21 protein-coding genes and 1 pseudogene are annotated in these 22,281 nt (G+C 55.9%); 13 read left to right on the forward strand and 9 right to left on the reverse strand.

Going from position 1 to position 22,281, the window contains the following annotated elements; genetic code table 11:
- Positions 1 to 37: 37 nt before the first annotated feature.
- The 5 genes from AC6I8N_RS20385 to AC6I8N_RS20405 all read right to left on the reverse strand — a co-directional run bounded on the left by AC6I8N_RS20385 (position 38) and on the right by AC6I8N_RS20405 (position 6,086).
- Positions 38 to 1,135 carry an NADH:flavin oxidoreductase/NADH oxidase gene (locus AC6I8N_RS20385; RefSeq protein WP_497830947.1) on the reverse strand — a complete coding sequence of 366 codons (1,098 nt, stop codon included), beginning with the start codon at positions 1,133 to 1,135 and terminating at the stop codon, positions 38 to 40.
- Positions 1,136 to 1,218: 83 nt separating this feature from the next.
- Positions 1,219 to 1,971, reverse strand: a complete 753-nt coding sequence (locus AC6I8N_RS20390; RefSeq protein WP_497830948.1) for a DeoR family transcriptional regulator — start codon at positions 1,969 to 1,971, stop codon at positions 1,219 to 1,221.
- Between the two features lie 78 nt (positions 1,972 to 2,049).
- Positions 2,050 to 3,312 (reverse strand): DUF1479 domain-containing protein, encoded by a 1,263-nt coding sequence (locus AC6I8N_RS20395; RefSeq protein WP_497830949.1) that lies wholly within the window; start codon positions 3,310 to 3,312, stop codon positions 2,050 to 2,052.
- Positions 3,313 to 3,546: 234 nt separating this feature from the next.
- The gene (locus AC6I8N_RS20400) at positions 3,547 to 4,944 is read right to left on the reverse strand and encodes a YfcC family protein (protein WP_497830950.1); all 1,398 of its coding nucleotides are present in this window, start codon (positions 4,942 to 4,944) and stop codon (positions 3,547 to 3,549) included.
- A complete protein-coding gene (locus tag AC6I8N_RS20405) occupies positions 4,941 to 6,086 on the reverse strand; it encodes a M20 family metallopeptidase (protein WP_497830951.1) in 1,146 nt (381 codons plus the stop codon). Before AC6I8N_RS20405 ends, AC6I8N_RS20400 begins: the two co-directional genes overlap by 4 nt.
- Positions 6,087 to 6,198: 112 nt before the next feature.
- Between AC6I8N_RS20405 and AC6I8N_RS20410 the strand changes: the two genes are divergently transcribed.
- From AC6I8N_RS20410 to AC6I8N_RS20420, 3 genes and pseudogenes are all read left to right on the forward strand, one after another.
- Positions 6,199 to 7,119, forward strand: coding sequence for a LysR family transcriptional regulator (locus AC6I8N_RS20410; RefSeq protein WP_497830952.1), 921 nt, complete (start codon positions 6,199 to 6,201; stop codon positions 7,117 to 7,119).
- 30 nt (positions 7,120 to 7,149) lie between these two features.
- A pseudogene (locus AC6I8N_RS20415) lies at positions 7,150 to 7,278 on the forward strand (cysteine hydrolase); the annotation flags it as partial.
- Between the two features lie 213 nt (positions 7,279 to 7,491).
- Positions 7,492 to 8,313, forward strand: coding sequence for a Cof-type HAD-IIB family hydrolase (locus tag AC6I8N_RS20420; RefSeq protein WP_497830953.1), 822 nt, complete (start codon positions 7,492 to 7,494; stop codon positions 8,311 to 8,313).
- 80 nt (positions 8,314 to 8,393) lie between these two features.
- Here the strand turns inward: AC6I8N_RS20420 and AC6I8N_RS20425 are convergent, their stop codons facing one another.
- Positions 8,394 to 9,281, reverse strand: a complete 888-nt coding sequence (locus tag AC6I8N_RS20425; RefSeq protein ID WP_497830954.1) for an SDR family oxidoreductase — start codon at positions 9,279 to 9,281, stop codon at positions 8,394 to 8,396.
- Positions 9,282 to 9,385: 104 nt separating this feature from the next.
- Between AC6I8N_RS20425 and AC6I8N_RS20430 the strand changes: the two genes are divergently transcribed.
- Positions 9,386 to 10,210: a helix-turn-helix transcriptional regulator gene (locus AC6I8N_RS20430; RefSeq protein WP_415173536.1), complete on the forward strand. Its 825-nt coding sequence runs from the start codon at positions 9,386 to 9,388 to the stop codon at positions 10,208 to 10,210.
- Here AC6I8N_RS20430 and AC6I8N_RS20435 read toward each other — a convergent pair.
- On the reverse strand, positions 10,152 to 10,583 hold the full coding sequence (locus AC6I8N_RS20435) for a winged helix-turn-helix transcriptional regulator (RefSeq protein WP_497830955.1): 432 nt from the start codon (positions 10,581 to 10,583) through the stop codon (positions 10,152 to 10,154). The genes AC6I8N_RS20430 and AC6I8N_RS20435 overlap by 59 nt on opposite strands.
- Before the next feature lie 111 nt (positions 10,584 to 10,694).
- On the opposite strand from AC6I8N_RS20435, the gene AC6I8N_RS20440 reads away from it, so the two are divergent.
- On the forward strand, positions 10,695 to 11,744 hold the full coding sequence (locus AC6I8N_RS20440; protein WP_497830956.1) for an NAD(P)-dependent alcohol dehydrogenase: 1,050 nt from the start codon (positions 10,695 to 10,697) through the stop codon (positions 11,742 to 11,744).
- Between the two features lie 42 nt (positions 11,745 to 11,786).
- On the opposite strand, the gene AC6I8N_RS20445 is transcribed toward AC6I8N_RS20440, so the two are convergent.
- A complete protein-coding gene (locus AC6I8N_RS20445) occupies positions 11,787 to 13,217 on the reverse strand; it encodes a 6-phospho-beta-glucosidase (protein WP_208725958.1) in 1,431 nt (476 codons plus the stop codon).
- Positions 13,218 to 13,229: 12 nt separating this feature from the next.
- On the reverse strand, positions 13,230 to 14,678 hold the full coding sequence (ascF, locus tag AC6I8N_RS20450; protein WP_497830957.1) for a PTS cellobiose/arbutin/salicin transporter subunit IIBC: 1,449 nt from the start codon (positions 14,676 to 14,678) through the stop codon (positions 13,230 to 13,232).
- Positions 14,679 to 14,961: 283 nt separating this feature from the next.
- On the opposite strand from ascF, the gene AC6I8N_RS20455 reads away from it, so the two are divergent.
- From AC6I8N_RS20455 to AC6I8N_RS20490, 8 genes are all read left to right on the forward strand, one after another.
- Positions 14,962 to 15,975, forward strand: a complete 1,014-nt coding sequence (locus AC6I8N_RS20455) for a LacI family DNA-binding transcriptional regulator (protein WP_497830958.1) — start codon at positions 14,962 to 14,964, stop codon at positions 15,973 to 15,975.
- Positions 15,968 to 16,522 (forward strand): GNAT family N-acetyltransferase, encoded by a 555-nt coding sequence (locus tag AC6I8N_RS20460; protein WP_497830959.1) that lies wholly within the window; start codon positions 15,968 to 15,970, stop codon positions 16,520 to 16,522. The genes AC6I8N_RS20455 and AC6I8N_RS20460 overlap by 8 nt, the downstream gene beginning before the upstream one ends.
- A gap of 12 nt (positions 16,523 to 16,534) precedes the next feature.
- Positions 16,535 to 16,849, forward strand: a complete 315-nt coding sequence (locus tag AC6I8N_RS20465; RefSeq protein WP_497830960.1) for a hypothetical protein — start codon at positions 16,535 to 16,537, stop codon at positions 16,847 to 16,849.
- 296 nt (positions 16,850 to 17,145) lie between these two features.
- Positions 17,146 to 17,691, forward strand: a complete 546-nt coding sequence (locus tag AC6I8N_RS20470; protein WP_208725955.1) for a winged helix-turn-helix transcriptional regulator — start codon at positions 17,146 to 17,148, stop codon at positions 17,689 to 17,691.
- Entirely contained in the window at positions 17,688 to 18,713 is a 1,026-nt protein-coding gene (locus AC6I8N_RS20475; RefSeq protein ID WP_497830961.1) for an HlyD family secretion protein, read from the forward strand. Before AC6I8N_RS20470 ends, AC6I8N_RS20475 begins: the two co-directional genes overlap by 4 nt.
- Positions 18,710 to 20,269 (forward strand): DHA2 family efflux MFS transporter permease subunit, encoded by a 1,560-nt coding sequence (locus AC6I8N_RS20480; protein ID WP_497830962.1) that lies wholly within the window; start codon positions 18,710 to 18,712, stop codon positions 20,267 to 20,269. Before AC6I8N_RS20475 ends, AC6I8N_RS20480 begins: the two co-directional genes overlap by 4 nt.
- Positions 20,270 to 20,289: 20 nt before the next feature.
- The gene (gene fabF, locus AC6I8N_RS20485; RefSeq protein WP_497830963.1) at positions 20,290 to 21,567 is read left to right on the forward strand and encodes a beta-ketoacyl-ACP synthase II; all 1,278 of its coding nucleotides are present in this window, start codon (positions 20,290 to 20,292) and stop codon (positions 21,565 to 21,567) included.
- A gap of 43 nt (positions 21,568 to 21,610) precedes the next feature.
- The gene (locus tag AC6I8N_RS20490) at positions 21,611 to 22,243 is read left to right on the forward strand and encodes an aspartate/glutamate racemase family protein (RefSeq protein WP_497830964.1); all 633 of its coding nucleotides are present in this window, start codon (positions 21,611 to 21,613) and stop codon (positions 22,241 to 22,243) included.
- Positions 22,244 to 22,281: the final 38 nt, after the last annotated feature.

The following is a 22,281-nucleotide window of genomic DNA, read 5'->3' on the forward strand; positions in this document are numbered from 1 at the left end:
CGCGCGATAAATCGCGCCGCGACGACAGAGGGGAGGCTTAACGGGCTTTGATGCTGCCTTTAACCCCATGTGGTTCTGAACGCAGATATTGGGGCGGCACATGCACGCTGGCACCTAACTCGGCTGCGGCATGCCACGGCCAGCGCGGATCATAAAGAATGCCACGCGCCAGGGCCACCAGGTCGGCGTCGCCGTCCTGTAACAGATCTTCCGCCATGCGTGGTTCGGTGATCAGTCCGACGGCGATCACCGGCATACGGGTGATTTTGCGCAACTCACGGGCAAACGGTACCTGATAACCCGCCGATACGGTAATTTTCTGCTGTGCTGACAAACCTCCGCTGGAAACATGCACATACGCTGAGCCAAGCGCTTCAATTTTCTGACAGAACTCAGCGGATTGCTTCACATCCCAGCCACCGTCGACCCAGTCGGTAGCGGAGATCCTGACGCCGACGGCCACATGATCAGGCACGGCCGCACGCACCGCTTCCAGCACTTCCAGCGGGAAGCGCATACGATTTTCCAGGCTACCGCCGTATTCATCTTCTCGCTGGTTTGCAAGCGGCGACAGGAACTGGTGCAGCAGATAACCGTGGGCGGCATGAAGTTCAATCAGCTCAAAACCAATGCGTACCGCGCGCAGGGCACTGGCAACGAAGGATTGTTTAATGCGAGCAAGGTCAGAATGGGTCAGGGGAGTCGGTGGGTGCTCACCTTCATGCATCGGGATGGCGGAAGGTGCGACGGTTTGCCAGCCTTGTTGCTCCAGCGGAATTTGCGTACCGCCCTGCCAGGGCGCGGAGGTTGACGCTTTGCGTCCCGCATGACTGAGCTGAATCCCAAGGCGAATATCGGCGTACTGACGAACATCGTTCACTACCGTCTGCAAGGCCTGTTCCGTTGTGTCATCCCACAAACCGAGGTCCTGCGGTGAAATGCGTCCTTGTGCTTCTACGGCGGTGGCTTCGACGATCAATAACCCGGCACCAGAAAACGCCAGTTGTCCCAGATGGATACGATGCCATGCGGTGGCACAGCCTTCTTGTGCCGAGTACTGGCACATTGGGGCAATCACAATGCGGTTATCCAGTTCAAGTGAACCCAGTTTGATGGGACTAAACAATTTGCTCATGTGTTGATCCTGGTTTTAGGTCAAAGGAGGACATGATGCGCTTATCCCAGGGCCGGGCAACGATCAATTTGTGCGTTGCCAGATTACTCAGGTTGTGTCACCAGTTCTAACCGCACCCCGGCTTCAGACAGATTTTCCCGCGCGGCGGTAGGAATGCCGTCATCGGTTATCACCGCGTCAAACGGGTGTTCCGGAGAGCTGGGGTAGGGATGGATCACGCCAAATTTAGAGGAGTCGGTTATGGCGATGGTGTAGGTCTGCTTTGCCATCACCGCATTGATCACATCACAGCGCATCATATCCCGGCCGGTAAAACCGGTTTCCGCATGCCAGCCATCGACGCCAAGAAAAGCTTTATGGAAATTGATGTGCTGGATACAGAAGCGCGTCAGTGAGCCAACCACCGATTCGCTGCTTTTTTGGTATTGGCCGCCGAGGATAATCACCTCGCATTGCGAGTCGCGTAGCACCTGGGCGATATAGTGGCTAACGGTAATGATGGTTAAATCTTTGCGGTTAGCCAGGCAGCGCGCCAGCAGGGCGTTGGTGCTGCCGCCTTCAATGAAAATGGCTTCCCCTTCATTGACGAGCGAGGCAGCGCGCTCGGCGATCGCCTGTTTGATTTTGTAACGGGTGCGCATGCGCGCGCCCACATCATCGCTGTCGGGCGCGACGGCGGAGCCGTGAACGCGGCGCAGGAAATTCTCGCGCTCCAGCGCGTTAAGGTCCTGGCGGATGGTCACTTCGGAAACGCCGGTTAACTGCGAAAGTTCGTTAACTGTGACGCTGCCCCTTTCATTTACCAGTTGGATAATCTGTTGGTGTCGGCTATTCATCGCATCAGGCTTTGGCACGGTTAGGATAATGTCGGCAGTGTAACAGAAACCCGCCCGGTAGCACCGGGCGGATGGCGGTCAGGCTAACCCCAGGCTACGTCTGCCGATGGCGTTCAGGTCTGCGGTGGTGAAACGTTGCTGCCAGTCGCGTTCATAGTCTTCGCGCGGGAAATCGGGGGGCGAGATACCGAAGTCCAGCGCATTCGCGACTTTTTCGGCATAGCGCAGATTCTTATCGCACAACGGCGCGGCGGGAATATACATCACATTTCCCCAGCCCTGTTGGTCTTCAACCGGGGCCACGGCGTGGATCACATCGCAATGCCACCAGACCGAGTCACCTGCCTGCAACGGCGGAATGGAGCACAAGCCCTCAATCAAATCGGGATGCCAACGCTCAGAGATCGGCAACACCTTACCGGGTGCCACGCCGCACAGTTCATCTTCCGGTACATCACTGAGCAACGGACGCAATAGCACATACGCCATTGCTTCCGGCACCGGCACCACATGCAGCAATCCCTGACCGGCTTCCATATCCGAAAGCGCCGTCCAGCCCTGGAACGTACGGAAGGCGGAACATTTGGTGGTATTCGCCACATCATATTCATTGACGTCGGTACGATGGGCGGCATCCCAGGGATCGTAGTCTGCAAACTGGTTATTGAAGATTTTGCTGAATACCTGCTGATAAGCAGGCAGCAGCCAACGCTCCAGCGCACCGGAATCGGTGTGGGCACCTAGCCCTTTGGAGGTGGTGCCGGGCAGACGACGGCGGATGCGGTCGGGATAAATGATGCTGACATCCGGGTCAAACCAGGTCACGTCGCCAGACTGAAATTTCCACAGCCGGTTCAGGAACGATTGTGTCAGCGAGATCCCTTCACTTTGGCGAGCTTCCATCTGCGATTTGGACCAGTAGATGGGATAAATTTCCGGCCTGGAAGCCTCGAGGCTGCCAAAGAAACTGTCACCCGGACCACGATACTGACGATCAAAATCGTTCAGCTCAAGATAATCGAGCATCGCTTTATCCCACGCCAGTGCTTCCTCGCGGGCAAAGTTTTGTTCCACCACCACGCAGCCACGACGTTTGATAAAGTCGATTTGTTCCTGAGAGACATTCTTCTCTGCGATATCCCGCCAGTTCACCACCGGCCAGGCCGTGCCGCGTTGTGCTTCATCTTCCTTCGCCTGCGCAATGGCCTGGTTGATTTTGGCTTTCACTTGAAGGAATAAACCTTCGACATCGCCAATTTGTTTTCTGAGTTGTTGTTTCATCAGGCGGATTTTCGCCTTGTGATCTTCTGGGAGGGTTACCGCTGTAAAAGGCATGTTCATAGCAACTCCTGATCCGGGTACGAGGTTTCGAATGAATTATTTTTAACTTTCATTCGTAATATGCAGCGAAAATAACAAAACCGCAACAGTGAAATGTTGTGTGAGTTGATCTGAGGGTAGCCAGAAGGTGGGTAGTCCGCAGCGGCGCGATTTATCGCGCCGTCTTTCACCAACGCGGGCAAAAAAAAAACGGCGTGATAAATCACGCCGTTACGCTTGTTGCGGATTATAAAATCAGAACGGTCCCCACTTGATTGAGACACCGATCAGCAGCATCACCACGCAAATGGCAAACCACACCGCAATCAGCGGCGCAATAAAACGTAGCCACTTGCCGAACGGGATACCGGCGGTCGCCAGCACCGCCATCAACACGCCCGACGTCGGACTGATGCAATTCACGATGCCTTCGCCCAGCAACACCGTTTGCACTGTGACCTGGCGGGTCAGGCCGAGGTTATCGCCCAGCGGTGAGAAGATCGGGATCAGCACCGCCGATTCGCCGGAACCGGATGAGATACCAAAGTGAATCAATGCTGCGCTGATAAACATGCCAATGGCCGCGACCTTTTGCGGCACCGGGGCCAGCAAATCGGTCAGGAACCCCACGATAGGATCGAGTACATGGCCCTGTTGCAGCACCAGTGAAACCGCGCCCGCCAGACCGACGATAAACCCACCCTTAACCAGACCAGAGCAGCCGGAAAGGAAGGTGTTGGCGATATCGGTGCCGGACATACGACCAATCAATCCGACGACAATCGCCAGCAAGACAAACATGGCCGACATTTCATTGGTGCCCCAATGCAGTTTGACGGCACCGCTGATAAAAATAATCAGCGCCAGCGCACAGGTCACCAGAATCAACTTATGTCGCGGTGTCACCACCAGTGTGGCATCCTGCGTCTCCGTCTGTTTGGGACGTAGCTCACCGGCCTTACGTGCCTTGCGTACTGACCAGATCAAATACCCCATCGCGCTAAACGCAAACAGCAAAAAAGTCAGCCCGCGCAGCAGCATACCGGAAAAAATCGGCAGTTGTGCCAGATGCTGCGTCAGCCCGGTGGTGGCCGGACCTAATACCGAGACGTTAAACCCGGCGGCGCAGGAGAGATACACCAGCGATGCGCCAAGGATCGGCGACAATCCCAGCGAACGCGCCACCAGCAAACCGATGGGAACGAAAGCCACCACCGCATTGATCACCGCACCCGTAGTGCCGAGAATGGCGAAAATCACACCGAAGATCAGGATGATGCGGGTATCGCTCAGGCGGGTACTGCGGGCGAGGGAGTTCAGTGCGGTTTTAATCGCCCCGGTTGACTCCACCACCGCCAGCACACCACCGGTGAACAAAATCAAAAAGATAATCGGTGCGGCTTTCACCATGCCATCGGCAATCGCAGTGAAGATCTCCAGCGGATACACACCGGACTGCGGCACAGCATGCAGGCTGCCTTTCACCGCAAATTTAATCCCCTCGCGGGTTTCGTAATCGAATGCGCCAGCCGGGATCAGCCAGGTGGCGACAGCCGCCACCACCAGCATAATAAACAGCAGCAGATACGGGCTTTGTCCCGCAGGACGGGCTGCCGACACGCTGGCGGATGGCGCAATGTTTACCTGACTCATGCTGCGTCACCTGCTGTGCTGTCGCTGAGGATAATACCGGCAACCAGAGCGGCACGCGGTACGATATCGGCAATATTGATATGTTCATGACGCGCGTGGATACCCCGGCCAGTCGCGCCGAGGCCATCCAGCGTCGGCAGCCCCAATGCAGCGGTGAAGTTGCCATCGCTGCCGCCGCCGACGGATTTGCCTTCAACGGCAAATCCGAGTTGCAGGGCGACGCGTTGTGCCCGTTCCAGCAGCAAGCCAGAAGCCGGGGTTTGGCGCATTGGCGGTCGTCCCTGCTCACCGGTCACTTTCAGGGTAATCCCTGGCATCACCGCTTGCAGGTTGCTGATGGCGGCATGAATGCGTTGCGCTTCTTCTTCACTGGTGACACGCGTATCAATACCCAATTCGGCATGGTCAGCCACCACGTTAATGCGGCTGCCGCCATTGGCGATGCCGACATTCACCGTGGTGCCGCGCGCCGGGTCATTCAGGGCGTGCAGGGCGTGGATTTGATGTGCCATCTCCTGTACGGCGCTGACGCCCTCTTCCGGGTTGTTGCCCGCATGGGCAGCCAGACCGGTGATCACCACGTCATAACGTCCGGTGCCTTTGCGCGCAACCTTCAGCGCGCCGCTGCCGACTTCCGCCGGTTCCACCACCAGCACCTGCTCTGAACCCATCGCGTGGCGACCAATCCAGTCGCTGGAGCTGGGGCTACCCACTTCTTCATCGCTGTTGCACAGGAACACAATGCGTTGATCGGTCAATAGATTGAGTTGCACCAGCGCGCGCACCGCCCAAATGGCCTGTACCAGCCCGGCTTTCATATCCAGCACGCCAGGGCCATAGAATTTGCCATCCTCTTCGCGCAGCGCTAACTCGCCATGATCCCAGACGGTGTCAAAATGGCCGATCACGGTGGTTTGCGGGCCATGTTCACCCAGCGCAAAACGCAGATGGTTGCCGTAGCTCGGTTGATGCTCGACTTCAGCACTGATCCCCAGGCGCTGCTGAAAAATACCCTGTAGCACTTCGCCACAACGGTCAACGGCGGCTTTGTCGAGTGAAGGTGATTCCGCCTGTACCAGTCGCTTGATATCACCCAGAATCTCGTCGGCGTGTTGCTGTAAGTAATTTTTTATATGGTTCATTTATGTTTTCCTGCCTTAGTCCAGACGGCAGTATGCGCAGAAAAGTCAGCGGTTAAAAATGAACTGGGAATGCTAGAATTGTTGACCTGAAAGCAACAGATAGGCTTATCTTATGACAAATGCCGCTTATCCCGAGAAAGCGATAAGTTATTTATATGAAGTAGGGATGCAGGGCGGTATCCGTCGTGCCGCAGATGCGCTCGGGATCAACCCATCGGTAGTCAGCCGCCAGCTATCGCTGCTCGAAAGGAGCCTGCAATTGCCGCTGCTGGAGCGGCGCGGGCGCAACGTGGTGCTCACGGAGGCCGGTAAGTTGCTGGCCGAGGATTATGCGCAAACCACGCAGCGCCGCAAACTGCTGGAGCGGCAACTGCGGGATATGCGGCATATGCGCGGTGGATCGGTCACGTTGCGCATAGGCCAGGGCATGGTGGAAGAGGTGGTTAACCATGTTTTGCAGGAGTTCTCCGTTGCCTGGCCGGGCGTATTTATCGATATCAGTTCGGGGGATATGCAAACCACCGTTGACCTGATTATGCGCGGTGAGGTGGATATGGCGGTCGGTTTTGGTACTGCCGGGCCGCCAGGGCTAAAAAGTCATAGTTTTACGCGCGGGCCAATCTGCGCCATTGTGACGCCGGACCACCCGATTGCCCGTTACTCGTCAATCAGCGTGGCGGAGTTGACGCAGCACCGGCTGATCACCATGAGCGACACCTTTGGTCTGCAACGTTATCTCAGCGCCATCTTCAAAAGTGAAGGACAGGTGCTGGCACCGGCATACTGCTGCAACCTGTTTTCCAGTGCGCTGTCGCTGTGTCAGGCCGGGTTAGGGATCGCATTTATGACCCAACAGGCGGTACCGCGCGCCTTGCTGGAGCAGGGATTACGCGCGATACCCATCGATCACCGTATCGCGCGCGAAAGCCAGTGTCATTTACTGCGCAGCGTCGATCATCGTTTCACCCCGGCAGCCAGCTATCTCTGGCAGTTGTTGTGTAACTTCTTCTATGAGTCAGAGGTGAAGGAATGATCTTCGCATCGCACTCCAGTGCCCGGTTTTGCCGCAACGGAACGTAAACGTCATGAGGCTGCTTTAAGCATGATCCATATGCAGGGCGGCATCTTTGGTGCGGTAGCTGGCTCGCAGACGCTGCTGGCAGGATTGAGGGGCGAGAGCGCTGCGGCCTGATGTCAGGCGAGGGTGTGATACCAACGCCCTCGCCGGAATCTGTAGCTGGATCAGGGAAAAAGGCGGCCAATTACAGTAATAATTGGTCTGGAAATCTCTGAAAGCGGTGAACAATCTGATAATTCACATTCTCATTAATCCACACCGCGAGTAAGCTGAATAAAACCTTTGAAGCCGGATGGATTTGACGGCACACAGTTACAGGAGAGCACTATGGCAGTGAAAATGATTGCGGTGGATATGGATGGCACATTTCTGGATGACAACAAGCAGTACAACAAACAACGCTTTTTGCGTCAGTACGCGTTGCTGAAAGAGAAGGGCATCCGTTTCGTGGTCGCCAGCGGCAATCAATATTATCAGCTGCTGCGCTATTTTCCTGAAATTAAAAACGAAATTGCCTTTGTGGCTGAAAACGGTGCCTGGGTAACGGACAGCAACGAAGAGATATTCTGCGGAGAGCTGGCACCGGCAGCGGTGCATCAGATCCTCGATATTCTGGCAAAAGAGCCGGAGATCAGTACCGTGGTGTGTGGACGTAATGGCGCCTATGTACATACCTCGATGCCGGATGAGGTGATGGCGATGCTCGCCAACCATTACCATCGTCTGGAAAAACGCGACAATCTTTATGATATCGACGACACCATCTTCAAGTTTTCGCTCAATCTGGCGCATGAAGGCGTCGAGGCGTTGCTGGAACGTCTGCACACGCAACTGAATGCGATTGAAAACATCATGCACCCGGTTTCCAGTGGCTTTGGCTTTGTCGATTTGATTATCCCCGGCTGCCATAAGGCGCATGGTATCGCGCTGTTGCAGGAGAAATGGGGTATTGATGATTGTGAGGTGCTGGCGATTGGCGACAGTGCCAACGACCTCGAAATGCTGCGCCAGGCATGCTACAGCTTTGCTATGGCGAATGCCGCCACGCCAGTCAGCGCGGTGTCGCGTTATAAAACCGAAAGCAACAATGATGAGGGCGCGCTGAATGTGATTGCGCGTCTGCTGGCGCGTGAATTTCCGTTCGCATAACAGCTAACCGTAGCGGCGCGATTTTTACCTTTGGTGTTAAAAAAACACGCGATAAATCGCGCCGCTACGATGCAGCATAGCTAGAGAAAATAATCCGTCTCGCGCATGTCCTGCAACAAACCCGGACCGTTTGGTTGCCAGTTAAAGGCCTGGCGCGTCCAACTGCTGGAGGTCGGATTGTCGGTTGCGGCGAAGCGCGCCATCCAGCCCAGCGCTTCCTGTGCCTCCTGCAACGTCAGGCTTTTTACCGGTAGCGTTAATCCGGCGGCAATGGTTTCCGCAATCTGGCGGAAGGGGATGCCTTCTTCCTGCACCGCATGCAAAATCGCTCCCGCTTGCGCCTGCTCTGCCGCCAGGCAAAACAGCTCGGCAGCGTCAAAGCGATTGACCGCAGGCCAGCGGTTCTCGCCACTTTCCACGTAAAACGCCGCGCCTTTTTCCTTTGCCAGGTTAATCAGCATCGGCACAAAACCGTGATCGCCAGCACCATGCACCGTGGGCGGTAAGCGGACCAGCGCCACGCGCACCCCTTTTTCCGCCAGCGCCAGTGCCGCTACGTTGGAAGCAGAACGCGGATGCGCGCCTGCCACCGGTTGATCCTGCTCAGTCGCCAACCGTCCCGGTGCCACCAGGGCGGTGCCGGAGGTCACAATCAATGGTCGATCGGAACCGGCCAGTTCCTCGCCCATCGCCAGAATCGCCCGCTGATCAACCGCGGCAGCGTGATCCATGCGGCTGAAGTCGTGAATATAACCGGCATGTATCACGCCGTCGCTCTGGCGCACGGCGGCGCGAAGGCTGGCTATATCTTCCAGATCACCGCGTAACACCGTCACACCTTGCAGGTGTAATTTCTCAGCTGACGCCTCACTGCGCGCCAGCCCCAGCACCGCGTAACCACGCGCGTGCAGTTTTTTCACAATGGCTGAGCCAACAAAGCCGCTCGCCCCGGTCACAAAAATTCGCATATTCGTGCTCCTCACTGGCTGTTAACAGGCACTATGATAAAAGCCAGCGATCGGGTGAACAGTCGTGAGCTTATACGGGTATCGGGACTAACAGGATAAACACCATGACGATGCAAGACGACAATCTGCTGGGCAATTATCTGCGTGAACGCCGCCAGCGGCTGGATGCAGCCCGACTCGGCTTTCCGATGCAGCGCCGTCGTACCCCGGGTCTGCGCCGGGAAGAAGTGGCGGTACGCGCCTGCGTCAGCACCACCTGGTATACCTGGCTGGAACAGGGCAGAGGCGGTGCGCCGTCTGAAGTGGTGCTGGAAAGGTTAGCGAAGGCACTGGAGTTGAGTGCCGCCGAGCGCGATCACCTGTTTTTACTGGCGCAGAATCGTCTGCCTGGCGTCAGTTGGCAGGGCGGAGTGAGCGTATCTCCTTCATTGCAACGGGTGCTGGACAGCATGCCGGGCACTCCGGCGCTGGTGAAAACCGCCGAATGGCAGGTGGTGGCGTGGAATCGGGCGGCCACCAAAGTTTTTGTCGATTATGCGCAACTGCCACCTGAGCAGCGCAATATCTTGCTAATGATGTTTCGTGATGAACAGATGAAAAAGCGCTTACCCGAGTGGGAGAAGGTCACGCGCGATCTGGTGGCGAACTTCCGCGCCGATGTGGCGCGCACCGGGGCCAGCGAACATGTGCGTGCGCTGGTGGCGGAGTTATGCGCCATGAGTGAAACCTTCCGTCACCTGTGGCAATCGCAGGAAGTCAGCCAGCACGGGGAAGGCATTAAACAACTCTGGCTACCGGACGAAGGGGTGCTGGAGCTGGAGTACAGCACCTTTGCCGTCGAGGGAAAACCCGGTCTGAGCCTGGTGGTATTTAATCCGCGTCGGGAGCAGGATCAGCTGTGCATGCTGCGTTTGATGGCGCGTCCGTAGCCGCGTGGTAGTTGGCGGCCATCTGGTCCAGCGCGGCCTGATTCTCCAGTCCCCATTGATACATCTGTTCAATCGGTACGGCAAGGGTCATACCGAGTGGCGTCAGGCGGTAATCTACCTTTGGCGGTATCACCTCATAAACGTGGCGCGCGATCAGGCCGCGCTGTTCCAGTTCTTTAAGGGTTTGAAACAGCATCTTCTTCGAAATCCCCTGCAAACTGCGTTGAAGTTCGCCAGTACGGGCGCGATGATCCGGCCAGTGATACAACGCATGCAGCACCATGCTGCTCCACTTCAGGGAAAAAAGATCCATCAGGCGACGCGGGGGGGAATCCGCGAAGAACATCAATTTACCGTCAACCCAGGCGGGCATGTGCTTATCTCCTCGGATGGTCACCAAATGGTGACTACTATCAATTCTGAACCTTGTTCTTTATAGTCTGCCGCCTTCACACAGCCATTGCCACAAGCTTTCGGAGGCGCAATGAAAATCAACGCGTTAGTCGCACCCCATGCCACACAACCCCTCTCTTCTGGTCAGATCGCGCTGCGCAGCGTGCAGGCTCAGGATGTCAAAATTGAGATCCTTTATTGTGGCGTTTGCCATTCGGATCTGCATATGGCGCGCAATGAATGGGGCGTCAGCAACTATCCGCTGGTGCCGGGACATGAAATTGTTGGACGTGTTGTGGAAACGGGCAAAAGCGTTTCACGCTTTCAGGCCGGGGATTTAGTGGGTGTCGGCGTCATGGTCGATTCCTGCCGCGAGTGTCATTTTTGCCAGCAGCAGGAAGAACAATATTGTGAAGCCGGATGGACCGCGACCTATAACGGCACGGATAAATATACTGGCGGCAGCACCTGGGGCGGTTATGCGCAGCATGTGGTGGCGGACCAACACTTTGTCGTGGCGATTCCGACCAACCTGCCGCTGGCGGGTGTCGCGCCGCTGTTGTGTGCGGGCGTCACGGTATGGTCGCCACTGCGTTATGGTAACGTGAAAGCCGGGGACCGCGTCGGCGTGGTAGGACTCGGTGGTTTAGGGCATATGGCCGTAAAACTGGCGAGTGCTCTGGGTGCCGAAGTGACCTTGTTTACCACCTCGCCGCAAAAGGGCGAAGATGCGCTGCGCTTAGGTGCGAAGCGAGTGGTCATCTCGCGTGATGCCGCGCAGATGGCGGCCTGCCAGGCTTCTCTGGACCTGATTCTCGACTGTGTCTCTGCCCCGCACGATCTCGACCCCTACCTTGCAACGTTAAAAACCAACGGCAAACTGGTGCTGGTGGGGATTCCCGAGCAGCCGCATCCGTCTCCCAACGTCAGCCCGATAGTGAACCGCCGTCTCAGCATCAGTGGATCGTCCATCGGCAGCATCAAAGAAACCCAGGACATGCTGGATTTCTGTGGTCAACACGCTATCACGGCGGATATTGAACTGATTGCTGGAGAGGAGATCGAAACCGCGTTTGCGCGCATGTTGCGCGGCGATGTGAAGTATCGCTTCGTGATTGATATGCAGGCTACGCGCTGGTAAAGCGGTAACGGCGTGATAAATCGCGCCGTTACCGGACAGCCTTTACGCCAAATCCCGCCCATTACTGGCAATGACTTTCTTGTACCACCAGAACGATTTTTTACGCATACGGTTCAGCGAACCCTGTCCGTGGTCGTCGCGATCCACATAGACAAAACCGTAGCGCTTACTCATCTCACCGGTCGAGGCCGCAACCAGGTCAATGCAGCCCCAGGTGGTGTAACCGATCACCGGGATGCCATCATCAATCGCTTGCGCCATCGCGTGAATGTGTTCCCGCAGGTAGCTGATGCGGTAATCATCATGGATTTCACCGTCGGCGTTAATCTCATCGCGTGCGCCAAGGCCATTCTCCACCAGGAACAACGGTTTCTGGTAACGGTCATACATCATGTTCATGGTGATGCGCAGACCGAGCGGATCAATGCCCCAGCCCCACTCGCTGCGTTTAATGTGCGGATTGGTGAGCGATTTCACCACGTTGGCAGCGCTGCTGTTTTGTTCGTTCATCTCGGCGGAAGCACAACGCGAGGCGTAGTAGCTGAAGGAGACAAAATCCACGGTGTTTTTCAGGATCTCGGTATCTTCAGGTGCCATCTCAATCTTCACTCCCTTCTCGCGGAACACCCGGGCCGAGTATGAGGGATAAGCGCCACGCGCCTGCACATCGATAAAAAACAGGTTTTCGCGATCTTTTTCGAGGGCGGCCCAGACATCTTCTGGTTTGCTCGACCACGGGTAGAAGTTACCGCCCGCCAGCATGCAACCGACCTGGTTTTGCGGGTTGACCTCATGGGCGATGCGCGTCACCAGCGCGCTGGCAACCAGCTCATGGTGTGCCGCCTGATACTTAACTTGCTCAGGGTTTTCGTCAGCTTCAAACACCAGACCTGCGCCAGAGAACGGGCTGTGCAGCAGGATATTGATTTCATTAAACGTCAGCCAATACTTCACCAGGCCATCAAAAGCCTCAAAGCAGGTGCGGGCATAGCGGGCGAAAAACTCAATCATTTTACGATTGCGCCACGAACCGTATTCCGTCACCAGATGCATTGGCACATCGAAGTGGCACAGCGTCACCAGCGGTTCGATACCGTGCTTTTTACATTCGCGGAACACATCGCGATAAAAAGCGATACCTTCCGCGTTGGGTTGCAGCTCATCGCCATTGGGATAGAGACGACTCCAGGCAATCGAGGTGCGGAATACGCTAAAGCCCATCTCTGCCATCAACGCGATATCTTCTTTGTAACGATGGTAGAAATCGATGGCCTGATGGCTGGGATAATATTCGTCTTCACGCAGGGTGAAACGCTGCTCCAGCCCCAGCTTGACAGGCATACGATGTGGGCCATGTGGGATCATATCCACGGTTGTCAGTCCCTTGCCGCCTGCCAGATACCCCCCTTCCGATTGGTTGGCGGCCAGGGCGCCGCCCCATAAGAATCCCGCAGGAAATGTCAGTTCAGACATGAAAAACCTCAATTAATTGGCGTTTACAGGTTTTGCGGCGTCAACCACCGCGTCTGGTGTTTTCGGGCTGGATTCCGCAACCGGGATATCCTCAAAGCCCAGCACCAGGGTCAAAACAAACGAGAGCACCACCGACAGCGCCATCACTGCACCGACCCAGACGATGCTCATCGGGTTATTGGGATCGAAAAACTGCACGCTGGTGAACAGGCCTGGCGAGGCCATCGAATGGCTGGCAAGACCGCCAATACCGGCCACCGCGCCGCAGATAAAGCCACTGATCAGGCTGGCGATCAGTGGGCGTTTTAGCCGCACTGCCACGCCATACAATGCCGGTTCTGAAATCCCGGCAACAATCGCTGAAGCCGCTGCCGCCAAAGCCGTCTGACGCAGTTCCGGGTTTTTGGTCTTGAACGCGACCGCAAGGGAGGAGCCACCGAGCGACAGGTTGGCTCCAATTTCTGAGGGCATCACCATGCCTTCTTTGCCGGTTTCCGCGATAGTCTGGATGATGGTGGGGGTGAACACACGGTGCATACCGGTCATCACCAGCAGGGGCCAGAGCGCCCCCATAATGGCCACTGACAGCCAGCCAAGATAACCGTGGATGGTGTACACCAGCGAGGAAATCCCGCTACCAATCCAGATACCCAGCGGGCCAATCAGTACGATGGCGATTGGTGCGGCAACCAACACAATCAACATCGGTTTCAGGAAGTTTTTGGTCACTGCCGGGGTGATACGATCGATGATGCGTTCAATGTGCGACAGGATCCATGTCATCACCAGAGCCGGAATCACGGTGTAGGTATATTTGACTGCCGTCACCGGAATATAAGCAAACTCCACCGCCTGGCCCTGTGCGGCTTTAGCCATCAGGTCGATAAAATTGGGATGCACCAGCACGCCAGCGATCGCAATCGCCAGCGACATATTGGTTTTAAATTTCAGCGCCGCAGAAGCCGCGACCATGATCGGCAGGAAGAAAAATGCGCCATCGCCGATGACGTTGAGGATCACCAGCGTTGAGGAGCCTTCTGCGAACACGCCGGTCATATTGAGGATCATGGCGAGTAGTTTCACCATCGAACCACCAATAATGGCGGGGATCAGGGGTGACATGGTGCCGACCAGCGCATCAAGAATCCCGGCACCGATGCGTTTCAGGGTGATTTTGCGCCGTACAGGTTGTGCGGCAGGTGCTGAACCCGGTGTTGCCAGCTTCAGCACTTCCTGAAACGCCAGTCCAACGTTGTTGCCGATAATCACCTGGCACTGGGTATCGGCGTGCACCACACCCATTACGCCGGGGATTGCTTTCAGCACGGCGTTATCCACCAGGCCCGTGTCCTTGACGACAAATCTCAGCCGGGTCATGCAATGCGTGACGGCTTCAATGTTTTCGGCACCACCCAGCGCCTGGACGATGGCGCGGGAGATCTCGGCATAATTCTTCGACATGGATTTTTCGTCTCTTATCAAAATAGGTCGCGTATCTGGCCGTTCGTGCATCAGCTGTAGGGCAGAGGCAACCAGATGTTCAGTTTCTCATCATGAGAAACCGGTTTCACAAAATAATGAAGTTGTATTTTTAACCTGACAAGACATTTGAAATTTGATTTAAAACATTGTGACGTTCATCACTTAATGGCTGTGACGGCAGGGCGGCAGTCAGGAGAAAAATTTCCTAATCTATGAGCATGTTAGGTAAACTGCGATTCGTCTTGATTGCGATGAGAAAACGATGACAACCATTCTCGAAGTGGCGAAAAAAGCCGGTGTGTCAAAAGCAACGGTATCCCGCGTGTTATCGGGGAATGGCTATGTGGGCGAGGAAAAACGCGAACGGGTACTGCGGGCGATCGCCGAGACGGATTACCGCCCCAACTTGCTGGCACGTAATCTGGCGGTGAAATCGACACAAACCATTGGGCTGGTGATTACCAACACGCTCTACAGCGGCAGTTACTTCAGCGAGCTGATGGCTCACTCGGCGCGCCTGATGGAGCAACAGGGGCGACAGCTGATCCTCGCCGATGGCAAACACAGCGCAGCCGAAGAGCGTGCGGCGATTCAGTTTCTGCTGGATTTGCGTTGCGACGGCATCATCATTTACCCCCGTTTTCTCTCCATCGATGAGATGGACGACATTATCTCCCAACATAAACAACCGATTCTGGTGATTAACCGCCGTCTGCGGCAGCATCAGAGTTTCTGTATCTATTCCGATCAACACGCCAACAGCGCGCTGGCGGTCAACCAACTGATTGCGCTGGGCCATCGTGATATCGCCTTTATTACCGGATCGCTGGATTCTCCTACCGGGCTGGAACGTCTTTCCGGCTATAAAGCGGCGCTGGCCGGGCATCAGATCGCGGTGCAGGATGCGTTGATTGTTGAAGGTAAGTGGCATGCGCAAAGTGGCATGGCGGCGGTGGAGTCCTTGCTGGCGCGCGGGTGTCACTTCAGTGCCATTGTTGCCAGCAACGATGAGATGGCGATTGGCGCTATGAAACAACTCGCTGCCGCGAAGATTGCCGTGCCTGAACAGGTGTCGGTGGTGGGTTTTGATGATATCCCGCTGGCCCCGTTTACCATTCCTTCACTGTCGAGTATGAAAATTCCGGTGACCGAAATGGTCCAGCAGACCATTGAACAACTGGTGTCGATGCTGGATGGCGGCAATATGGCGCAGAACAAAAATTTCACCGCGCGCCTGGTCATGCGCGAATCTATCGGGCCGGGGCCATATGGTTAAACATTACAAGGAAATCTCTTCTGTCAGGCTGGATTATCGCTGCCTCGAACCTGCTGACTGGCCATTTTTCAAGGCGTTAAATCAGGACCGTCACGTCATGCATTTTATTAGCGATTCACGCACGGATGAAGAAATCAGACTCCAGTCTTTCGAGAAACGTTTGCAACCCTGGCATAAAGGCAGTGAGCATTGGTTATGCCTTGTTATGCGTCAAAAGAATACAGATACACCGATAGGCGTCACCGGCTTTATCGAACGTGATGAAGGCATTGCGGAAGTGGGGTTTATCCTCGCCGCCGAATTTCATGGTCAGGGTTTTGGCAGCGAATCGCTAAAAGATATTGTCCGTTTCGCATTTAATACCCTGGGGTATCGCAAATTAACCGCCACGGTGACTTCGGGAAATGAAGCTTCGCGCAGGACCTTGTTTAAAGCTGGATTTCATCAGGAAGGCACGCTCAGGCAAAACTATTTCCTGCATGGTCGTTGGCAGGATGACTGGATTTTTGGCTTGTTAAGCGAAGAGTTCACATATAATGACACGTAAAGGAGATCATAAATGACATTTGAGGTTAGAAAAGGAAACAAGCTAATTGGTGTCACTGAATTAGAATTTGGAGATCCTCCGATGGGATTCGTTTATGGTGCATTTAAACCCACTGTTTTTTATCAAAAACTTGAATCAAAGACTGAATATGCGCTTTTTAAGCGTGATGGAAATCTTCATATTCTCACTGAATTCATAACTATCGTGGATAATTCAGCGGAAATGGGTGAAGAGTCCATTGAAGTTACGATTTTAATTAGCTCAGCAGAAGAATATGAAAGATATTTTAAGCATCATTTGAACAATTATAATAATCAATTCACTTGAACTCCCACTCATCGCTCTTAACCGACTGTAAAATTCTCAGCGCACACAGCGGTTCAAAACATTTTTGTATCCTGAAGTTGTGTTCTGTCTCTCCTGAAAGGTCGGACTGGATGCATTCACACAACACACACCTGTTCACCCGTCGCGGCGCGATTTATCGCGCAGATTTTTCCTTCAGCGTGCACGAAACCGCGCGATAAATCGCGCCGCGACGGTTCCTGTCAATCAGAGTGACTTGCATTTTGATAGTGACTGTGGAAATCTGAGCGCATTGCGAACCAACCCGAGCCAGCAAGATGAAAAACGAACCGCTTTGCCACGCCCCTTGTCCCATTGCCCGCAGCCTCGGACGCATTGGTGATAGCTGGAGCATGATTATTCTGCGTGATGCCTTGGCAGGTTTTACCCGCTTTGATGAATTTCAAAAGAATGCCGACATCGCCCCGAACATCCTTTCCCGACGCCTGAAGGAGCTGGTGGAGGATGGGCTGCTGGAGAAGGTGTGCTACAGCAGCACCCCGCCGCGCTACGAATATCACCTCACCGAGATCGGACGTGATTTTCGTCCTGTTATTCTGGCGTTGGTGGAGTGGGGTAGCCGCCACTTCTCGCCGGAAGGTCGTCAGGTGCAATTGGTGGAAACCGCCACCCAACGTCCGGTGCAGGCGATTATGGTGGATAGCGAAACGCGTGAGCCGCTGACCGCGGATAAGTATTCGATCGTGCCCGGTCCGGTAGCCGCGCCGGTGATTCGCTATCGTCACGAATACATCCAGAAAAAACGTGCGGGTGAGCCAGCGCTGAAATTTGTCCCACCGGCGAAACAGGTGGATAAGCCATGAAGAGGCGCAAAGTGCTCCCGTTAGTGGCGGTTGCCGCCGTGGTACTGGCTGCGGGTTATGGCCTGTGGTGGTGGCAGTCCGGCCGTTTTGTTGAATCGACCGATGATGCGTATGTCGGCGGCGATATCAGCACCATCTCCGCCAAAGTGGCGGGCTACGTGCAGGAAATCGCCGTGCAGGACAACATGCGGGTGAAAAAAGGTGATCTGTTGGTGCGGCTTGATGCGCGTGATTATCAGGCAGCACTGATGAAAGCCAGTGGAGAAGTCGAGGCTCAGCAGGCTGCGCTGGCGGATATCGCCGCCACGCGTGAGTTACAACTCGCCACCATCGCCGGTTCAGTAGCGGCAGTGAATGCCGCACAGGCGATGACGGAAAAAACCGCAGGCGACAACCGACGTTATGGGGCGTTGGTGCAGACGGTCTCTGCGCAAACCCGTGACTACGCGCAGGCGGATTACCGTCAGGCGGTGGCGCAGGAGAGCAAAGCCCGCGCCGATAAAAGCGTTGCGGAGCGCCAGTTACAGGTGTTGGATGCGCGTGAGAAACAGACGCAAGCGGCGCTGGTACAGGCGCAGGCGGGTCTGGAAATGGCAAAACTCAATCTTGGCTATACCGAAATTCGTGCCCCTTTTGATGGGGTGATCGGTAATCGCCGCGCCTGGTCCGGGGCTTACGTCAGCAGCGGTACGCAATTGCTGTCGCTGGTGCCTGCACAGGGGTTGTGGGTAGATGCCAATTTTAAAGAGAACCAACTGGCGCATTTACAGGCCGGACAACAGGCGCAGATTGTCGCTGATGTGTTGCCGGGCCGTACCTTTACTGGCCATGTCGTCAGTCTGTCGCCTGCCACCGGTTCACGCTTTAGCATCCTGCCAGCGGAGAATGCCACCGGTAACTTCACCAAAATCGTGCAACGTGTCCCGGTACGTATTGCGCTGGATGGCGAAGCGGCAAAGCTGGGGCTGTTGCGTCCGGGGCTGTCGGTTACGGTAACGGTTGATGAGAAACCTGCGCCATGAGCAGCCAGACGGCCTTGCCTGCTGCACCGGCATTAGAGATGCCGGTCAGCAAAAAAGTCATTGCCTTTGCCACTATGTGTCTCGGCATGTTTATTGCGCTGCTGGATATCCAGATTGTTTCGGCCTCATTGCGTGACATCGGTGGTGGTCTGTCGGCGGGGGATGACGAAACCGTCTGGGTGCAGACCAGCTATCTGATTGCCGAAATCATCATTATCCCGCTTTCCGGTTGGTTGGCGCGGGTCATGTCAACGCGTTGGTTGTTCGCCGCCTCGGCGGCCGGTTTCACCCTGATGAGCGTGTTGTGTGGTTGGGCGTGGAATATCCAGAGCATGATTGCGTTTCGCGCTTTGCAGGGGCTGGCTGGGGGTTCGATGATCCCGCTGGTGTTTACCACCGCCTTTGCCTTTTTCCAGGGTAAGCAACGGGTGATTGCCGCCGCCACGATTGGTGGGCTGGCATCGCTGGCCCCGACACTTGGCCCCACTGTCGGCGGGTGGATCACAGAGAATTTCAACTGGCACTGGTTGTTCTTCATCAATATCGTGCCGGGCATATACATCACGCTGGCGGTGCCTGCGCTGGTAAAAATCGATACGCCGGATACCTCGTTGTTACGCGGCGCTGATTATCTCAGTATCGTCTTGCTGGCCGTATCGCTGGGCTGTCTTGAATATACGCTGGAAGAGGGGCCGCGCTGGGGATGGTTTGACGACAGCACCCTGACCATCACCGGCTGGCTGGCGCTGGTATGTGGCGTGATGTTTATCATCCGTACGCTGCGCCACGCGCAACCGGTGATGGATTTACGCGCGCTAAAAGATCGTACCTTTACCCTCGGTTGCTATTTTTCGTTTATGGCGGGGGTTGGCATTTTTGCCACTATCTATCTCACGCCTCTTTTTCTCGGCACGGTGCGGGGTTACAGCGCGCTGGAAATTGGTCTGGCGATCTTCTCTACCGGCCTGTTCCAGGTGCTGTCGATTCCACTGTACTCGTGGCTGGCTAATCGGGTCGATCTGCGCTGGCTGCTGGCGGCCGGGCTGATTGCTTTTGGCGTATCGATGTACAGTTTTGTGCCGATTACTCACGACTGGGGTGCAGATCAGCTGCTGCTGCCACAGGCGTTTCGTGGTATGGCGCAGCAATTTGCCGTCGCACCGACAGTGACACTGACGCTGGGTAGCCTGCCACCGCCGCGCCTCAAACTGGCATCCGGGCTGTTTAACCTGATGCGTAATCTGGGTGGGGCCATCGGCATCGCCCTGTGCGGCACTATACTTAACGATCGCACCAATCTGCATTACAGCCGTCTCGCAGACCATCTCAACAGTGCCAGCCTGACGCTGGGCGAATTTATGCACACTTCCACCGCTGCGCTGATCCAGCAGGGTTTCAGCCCCGATGCTGCACAGACTGCCGCGCTGAAAAACCTTGCGGCACTGACGCTGCGTGAAGCCAAAACTCAGGCTTTTGCCGACGCGTTCTGGCTGATCATGATCGGATTCTTCATCGCCGCATTGCTGGTGCCGTTTATGAAAGTGCCAAAAACCTAATCATCACAACTGGAGATCATATGGATATCTCATTAAAACGCATCGTCGTTACCGGCATGGGGATCGTCAGCCCACTGGGGTGCGGCGTGGAACATGTCTGGCGCGCCCTGGTGCAGGGGCAATCCGGGATCAGCCCGTTGCCCGAAGCCATCGTGCAGGATATCCCCTGCAAAATCGCCGGTCAGGTGCCCTCGGTAGAACAGGACCCGCAGCATGGCTTTGATCCGCTGGCGGTTATCCCGGCCAAGGAGCGCAAAAAAATGGACCGCTTTATTGAGTTTGCGCTGGTTGCTGCTCATGAGGCGCTCACCCAGGCGAACTGGTTTCCTCAGTTAGAAGCGTTGCGCGAGCGAACCGCGACCATCATTGCCACCGGCATCGGCGGCTTTAATGAAATCGCGGCGGCGGTAGAAACCACCCATAACCGTGGTCCACGTCGCCTGTCACCTTTTACCGTACCTTCCTTTCTTGCCAATCTGGCGGCGGGTCACGTCTCGATTGCGCACGGCTTTCGTGGGCCGATTGGTGCGCCGGTGACAGCCTGTGCTGCCGGTGCGCAGGCGATTGGCGATGCGGTACGCCTGATCCGAAGTGGAGAGGCGGATATCGCCTTGTGCGGCGGTAGCGAAGCGGCGATTCATCGTGTCAGCCTCGGCGGATTTGCCGCGGCGAAAGCGCTGTCCAGCGGATTTAACCACCAGCCTGCCAGCGCTTCGCGACCTTTCGATCAACAGCGCGACGGTTTTGTCATGGGCGAGGGAGCGGGGTTGCTGGTGATTGAATCGCTGGAGCATGCCCAGGCGCGCGGCGCGAGCCCGTTGGCGGAAGTGGTGGGATACGGCACCAGCGCCGATGCTTACCATCTCACCGCCGGGCCGGAAGATGGCAGCGGTGCGCGTCGGGCCATGCAAACCGCCATACGCCAGGCCGGGATTACTCCGACGCAAATTCAACATATCAATGCACACGCCACCTCAACCCAGGTGGGCGATAAAGGGGAGCTGGCGGCGATCCGCGCGCTGTTTGCCGACAGCCCGGTGGCGATCACCTCAACCAAATCGGCCACCGGCCATTTGTTAGGTGCGGCGGGGGGTGTTGAAGCCATCTTCAGCATTCTGGCATTGCGTGACCAGTTGGCACCACCGACGCTGAACCTGCATCAACCCGATGTGGCGGCGGAGGGGTTGGATTTGGTGGCGTTAACCGCGCGCCCGATGCCGATGGAATATGTGTTGTCGAATGGTTTTGGTTTTGGCGGCGTCAATGCTAGCCTGATTTTCCGCCGCTGGCAGGCGTAGCGGCGTCAGCAAAATAACGACAACATTATGCAGGAGTTTGGACATGCTGGGGATTATTCGTGTTTTGACCCACCCGGATCAGCACTTTGTTGAAGAACACGGGCGGTTAATTCACCAGGAGTATGGCATTGCATCGGTGAGCCGGGCGATTCCCGATCAACCTAAAGGTATTTTTGACGATGCCAGCGAGGCGCTGGCAGTGCCCAAAATTGTGACGTTGGGCCAGCAACTGGAAGCGGAGGGCTGCAATGCGCTGTTTCTGAGCTGTGCCGCCGACCCGGGGCTGTCTGAGTTACGTGCGGCGGTGACGGTACCGGTAATTAGCGCGGGCAGTGCAGCGGCCAGTATCGCCCGCATGTTAAAAAGACCGGTGGCGGTGATGGGGATAGGTGCCACCGCACCGGCACCGTTCCGCCAGTTACTGGGTGAGCCAGTGCGTTATGCGCGGCCAGAAGGGATTCGCAACACCACCGATCTGCTGACGACGGAAGGCCGCGCCAGTGCTTTGGCCTGTGCCGAGGGTTTGTATCGCGAAGGGATTGAGGTGATTGCCTTCTCCTGCACCGGCTTCTCGACCATCGCGTTGGGCGATAGTATCCGCGCGCAATTGGGCGGTATCGCCGTTGATGCGGTCAGCGCGGCGGGGCTGTTTATCAGTCAGTTGGCCCCGCAGTAATACCCCTTGCGCGATAAATGCGCCGCTACGGATCCCAT

This window comes from Pantoea sp. X-Soil-TKNS-1279, from assembly GCF_059730565.1.

What these genes read in the sequence shown, in the direction of transcription:
- AC6I8N_RS20385 (WP_497830947.1), bottom strand. Translation starts at nt 1,135, where the DNA reads ATGAGCAAATTGTTTAGTCCCATCAAACTGGGTTCACTTGAACTGGAT.
- AC6I8N_RS20390 (WP_497830948.1), bottom strand. Translation starts at nt 1,971, where the DNA reads ATGAATAGCCGACACCAACAGATTATCCAACTGGTAAATGAAAGGGGC.
- AC6I8N_RS20395 (WP_497830949.1), bottom strand. Translation starts at nt 3,312, where the DNA reads ATGAACATGCCTTTTACAGCGGTAACCCTCCCAGAAGATCACAAGGCG.
- AC6I8N_RS20400 (WP_497830950.1), bottom strand. Translation starts at nt 4,944, where the DNA reads ATGAGTCAGGTAAACATTGCGCCATCCGCCAGCGTGTCGGCAGCCCGT.
- AC6I8N_RS20405 (WP_497830951.1), bottom strand. Translation starts at nt 6,086, where the DNA reads ATGAACCATATAAAAAATTACTTACAGCAACACGCCGACGAGATTCTG.
- AC6I8N_RS20410 (WP_497830952.1), top strand. Translation starts at nt 6,199, where the DNA reads ATGACAAATGCCGCTTATCCCGAGAAAGCGATAAGTTATTTATATGAA.
- AC6I8N_RS20420 (WP_497830953.1), top strand. Translation starts at nt 7,492, where the DNA reads ATGGCAGTGAAAATGATTGCGGTGGATATGGATGGCACATTTCTGGAT.
- AC6I8N_RS20425 (WP_497830954.1), bottom strand. Translation starts at nt 9,281, where the DNA reads ATGCGAATTTTTGTGACCGGGGCGAGCGGCTTTGTTGGCTCAGCCATT.
- AC6I8N_RS20430 (WP_415173536.1), top strand. Translation starts at nt 9,386, where the DNA reads ATGACGATGCAAGACGACAATCTGCTGGGCAATTATCTGCGTGAACGC.
- AC6I8N_RS20435 (WP_497830955.1), bottom strand. Translation starts at nt 10,583, where the DNA reads ATGCCCGCCTGGGTTGACGGTAAATTGATGTTCTTCGCGGATTCCCCC.
- AC6I8N_RS20440 (WP_497830956.1), top strand. Translation starts at nt 10,695, where the DNA reads ATGAAAATCAACGCGTTAGTCGCACCCCATGCCACACAACCCCTCTCT.
- AC6I8N_RS20445 (WP_208725958.1), bottom strand. Translation starts at nt 13,217, where the DNA reads ATGTCTGAACTGACATTTCCTGCGGGATTCTTATGGGGCGGCGCCCTG.
- ascF (WP_497830957.1), bottom strand. Translation starts at nt 14,678, where the DNA reads ATGTCGAAGAATTATGCCGAGATCTCCCGCGCCATCGTCCAGGCGCTG.
- AC6I8N_RS20455 (WP_497830958.1), top strand. Translation starts at nt 14,962, where the DNA reads ATGACAACCATTCTCGAAGTGGCGAAAAAAGCCGGTGTGTCAAAAGCA.
- AC6I8N_RS20460 (WP_497830959.1), top strand. Translation starts at nt 15,968, where the DNA reads ATGGTTAAACATTACAAGGAAATCTCTTCTGTCAGGCTGGATTATCGC.
- AC6I8N_RS20465 (WP_497830960.1), top strand. Translation starts at nt 16,535, where the DNA reads ATGACATTTGAGGTTAGAAAAGGAAACAAGCTAATTGGTGTCACTGAA.
- AC6I8N_RS20470 (WP_208725955.1), top strand. Translation starts at nt 17,146, where the DNA reads ATGAAAAACGAACCGCTTTGCCACGCCCCTTGTCCCATTGCCCGCAGC.
- AC6I8N_RS20475 (WP_497830961.1), top strand. Translation starts at nt 17,688, where the DNA reads ATGAAGAGGCGCAAAGTGCTCCCGTTAGTGGCGGTTGCCGCCGTGGTA.
- AC6I8N_RS20480 (WP_497830962.1), top strand. Translation starts at nt 18,710, where the DNA reads ATGAGCAGCCAGACGGCCTTGCCTGCTGCACCGGCATTAGAGATGCCG.
- fabF (WP_497830963.1), top strand. Translation starts at nt 20,290, where the DNA reads ATGGATATCTCATTAAAACGCATCGTCGTTACCGGCATGGGGATCGTC.
- AC6I8N_RS20490 (WP_497830964.1), top strand. Translation starts at nt 21,611, where the DNA reads ATGCTGGGGATTATTCGTGTTTTGACCCACCCGGATCAGCACTTTGTT.